4 protein-coding genes and 1 pseudogene are annotated in these 2,537 nt (G+C 52.8%); all 5 read left to right on the top strand.

Annotated elements, in window-relative coordinates; translation table 11 throughout:
• On the top strand, window positions 1–741 hold a 741-nt coding region (locus C7K08_RS13470; protein WP_341272172.1), incomplete at its 5' end, for a hypothetical protein.
• 237 nt (window positions 742–978) lie between these two features.
• Window positions 979–1,332, top strand: a complete 354-nt coding sequence (locus C7K08_RS13460; protein ID WP_106501051.1) for a hypothetical protein — start codon at window positions 979–981, stop codon at window positions 1,330–1,332.
• 5 nt (window positions 1,333–1,337) lie between these two features.
• Window positions 1,338–1,730 carry a hypothetical protein gene (locus tag C7K08_RS13455; protein ID WP_193464839.1) on the top strand — a complete coding sequence of 131 codons (393 nt, stop codon included), beginning with the start codon at window positions 1,338–1,340 and terminating at the stop codon, window positions 1,728–1,730.
• The gene (locus C7K08_RS13450) at window positions 1,727–2,287 is read left to right on the top strand and encodes a hypothetical protein (protein ID WP_241537273.1); all 561 of its coding nucleotides are present in this window, start codon (window positions 1,727–1,729) and stop codon (window positions 2,285–2,287) included. The genes C7K08_RS13455 and C7K08_RS13450 overlap by 4 nt, the downstream gene beginning before the upstream one ends.
• Window positions 2,287–2,537 (top strand): annotated as a pseudogene (locus tag C7K08_RS13445) (terminase); the annotation flags it as partial. The gene C7K08_RS13450 and the pseudogene C7K08_RS13445, both read left to right, overlap by 1 nt.

Raw genomic sequence — 2,537 nt, 5'->3', positions numbered from 1 at the left:
CTTCACATGCGCGCGCGACCCCACCACACCCACCCCCTAATGACCACAACCCTCAACCGTTGGCTTTCACCAATTCCTGGCCTCCACCGGCGCGACCCTGAACATCGCTACTGGCTGGGGGATCTGGAGTTCCCCGTCAGCATCACCGGCGTGATCGGTTGCCTGAAATCTGATTACGCCAGTGAACGTATTGAGACAACCCGCACCACCTGGGGGCCACGGGGTAACCAGACACACCGCGCGCTGGAACTTTTTCTGCAGCAAGGCCAGATCGTTGCTGGTGCACAACGAGGTACTCAGTTCCGCTCTATGGGCGATGAGCTGCTGGTGCTAGCGGAGGGCGACCACGCCGATTGGATCCAGCCGCTGATCAACCACGAGCGCTGGCAGCAGCTTCAGGTGATCGCTAGCGAGCGCCCCACCTGCTGCACTACTCGCAGGGTGGCTGGAACCTTTGACTGCGCCTACGTGGATCAAGACGGCCGGCGGATCCTGGCCGACCTAAAAACACTGGGGCCAAATGGCAGCACCTACAGCACTGCAGCGCAGATAGGCGGCTACATGGCCTTAGAAGCCACATGGGGCCACCACTACGACGCTGGCCAAACAATCTGGGCACATCCCGGCCAATTGATCTTTGGACCACTTTTGGGACGTTTTGAGTGCCTTTCAGCCTGGGCTGGCGCCTGGGCTACCTGGAAGGTGGTTTCTACTCAGCCTGCTGATCCGCTAAGCTTTTGATGGGTTCTGACTTCCGACCCTGCTTTTTACTATGCGATTTCACGCCACCACGCAGGAAGCCACTCAAATCTTGCGCACTTCTGAATCCACACTTCGGCGGCTACGTAAGGCTGGTGTACTCCGCCCTGGTATCCACTTCTGCGTTAGTAGTGGGGGTATTAAGGCCCCCAATCTGCTTTGGTCTCCAGAAGCTGTGCAAGAAGTTCTTGCTAAACGCACCCGCCAAATCCTTACTCCATGAACTGCCCTACAGCTTTAGCTCACTCAACTCAGACACCAGAGTCTGACTCGCTTGATCGTCAGTTGGATCGCATCATTGCCATTAAGACTGCTCTTAAATCACTCGATGATGAACTCGCGTTACTTAAAGACTCAATCTCCGCTTTGGTTGATAAAGCAGAACTTGACCATACCTTTAGCTTCAATGATTGGAATTTTACCTACTCTTTAGGCCGAGCAAAATGGAAATATCCCTCAGCAGTTAATAGCATTGATACCCAACTAAAGGCGGCTAAAAAAGCAGCAGAGGCTGATGGCTCTGCCACCAAAACACTCGGTGTTCCCTTCTGGACTATCAGCGAATTCAGATAATCTTTATGTCCAATAGTACTAAGGCTAAAGGTGATCGAGCTGAGCTAGAAGCAGCTGAATTGCTTACTTCTATCCTTGGCATTCCTGTTCATCGAAAACTTGGCGCCGGCCGCATTGATGACACCGGCGATCTTGATGGCGTGCCAAATCACGCCATTCAAGTTGCTAACTGGGCTGATACTGCCGCTGCTGCACGTATCAAACCGCCACAAGCCCAACAGCAGGCCAAAAATGCAAACCTTCCACTTTCCGCCACCCTTGTTCGTTTTCGTGGTGGCACTTGGCGCGTTGTTCTTACAGTTGAGCAGTGGGCTTCCTATCTCCAACCAATCCCACAAGGACTGACCCCAAAAGGGCTGACCCCAAAAGGGCTAGTGCCACTGGCGCAGCTCTCATGAAGACGCCAATTCCCCCGCCCAATAGCGATCCCCAGGCCCCACAGGGGCAAGGGCCAGAAATTCAGCAGCTTCGGGATGCTGCTCCCGCCCAGGACGATGACGGCTCACCTATTGGTCCGCTTATTGGTGTTGATCCAACTCGACCAGTTGGGCCACGTAATCCACCGCGTTATTCACATAAACGCAATGCCGCCCCACGGCCTACCTGCTCTGAAATTGAACGACGTATTGCCGAGGCTCAGTTATGGATTTCTCAGCGGCTGCCGCAGTTGCTCCTTATCGAGAAAGCCCGAGAAAGTTGGGGGGTAACCAACACTCAGACCTTAAATCGTTATTTAGATATTGCACGTGAGCGAATGKTGCAAGATCTGATTTCAGATCGGCGGCGTCATGTTTCTGAACAGATTTATGCACTTAATGAATGTGCCCGCCGCGCAATTGAATGTGAACAGTTTTCTGCTGCGGTAGGTGCTTTCCGAGTGATCGGTGAGATCGGCGGCATGTTGCGCGCACCGCTTAAACCATCAGATAGCCAAAGGCCCGAGGCCAGAACTTGATGACTGGCCTGCTGCTTGAGCCTGCGCTTGATGCCTGGAGTGACTGGGGTTTATTAGATGTTCCTGATCCTGCATTAAAACAATTAACAACCGAGCAAAAGACATTTCGTGATTTTATTGCAACTGCTTACCCTGATTATGCCTTTCATACCTGGGCAAATAAGCTGATCGGTTTATGTGAGCAGATAGCAGATGGCACCCTAAATCGTTTAATCGTTACTATCCCGCCGCGTACAGGTAAATCATTACT

Source organism: Synechococcus lacustris str. Tous (assembly GCF_003011125.1).
GTDB lineage: Bacteria > Cyanobacteriota > Cyanobacteriia > PCC-6307 > Cyanobiaceae > Synechococcus_D > Synechococcus_D lacustris.
The sequence above is the reverse complement of the archived record's forward strand: the minus strand, read 5'-3'. Positions and strand labels throughout refer to the sequence as shown.

Excerpts from the sequence above, each read along its gene's own strand:
- C7K08_RS13455 (WP_193464839.1), top strand. The coding sequence starts at position 1,338 with ATGTCCAATAGTACTAAGGCTAAAGGTGATCGAGCTGAGCTAGAAGCA.
- C7K08_RS13460 (WP_106501051.1), top strand. The coding sequence starts at position 979 with ATGAACTGCCCTACAGCTTTAGCTCACTCAACTCAGACACCAGAGTCT.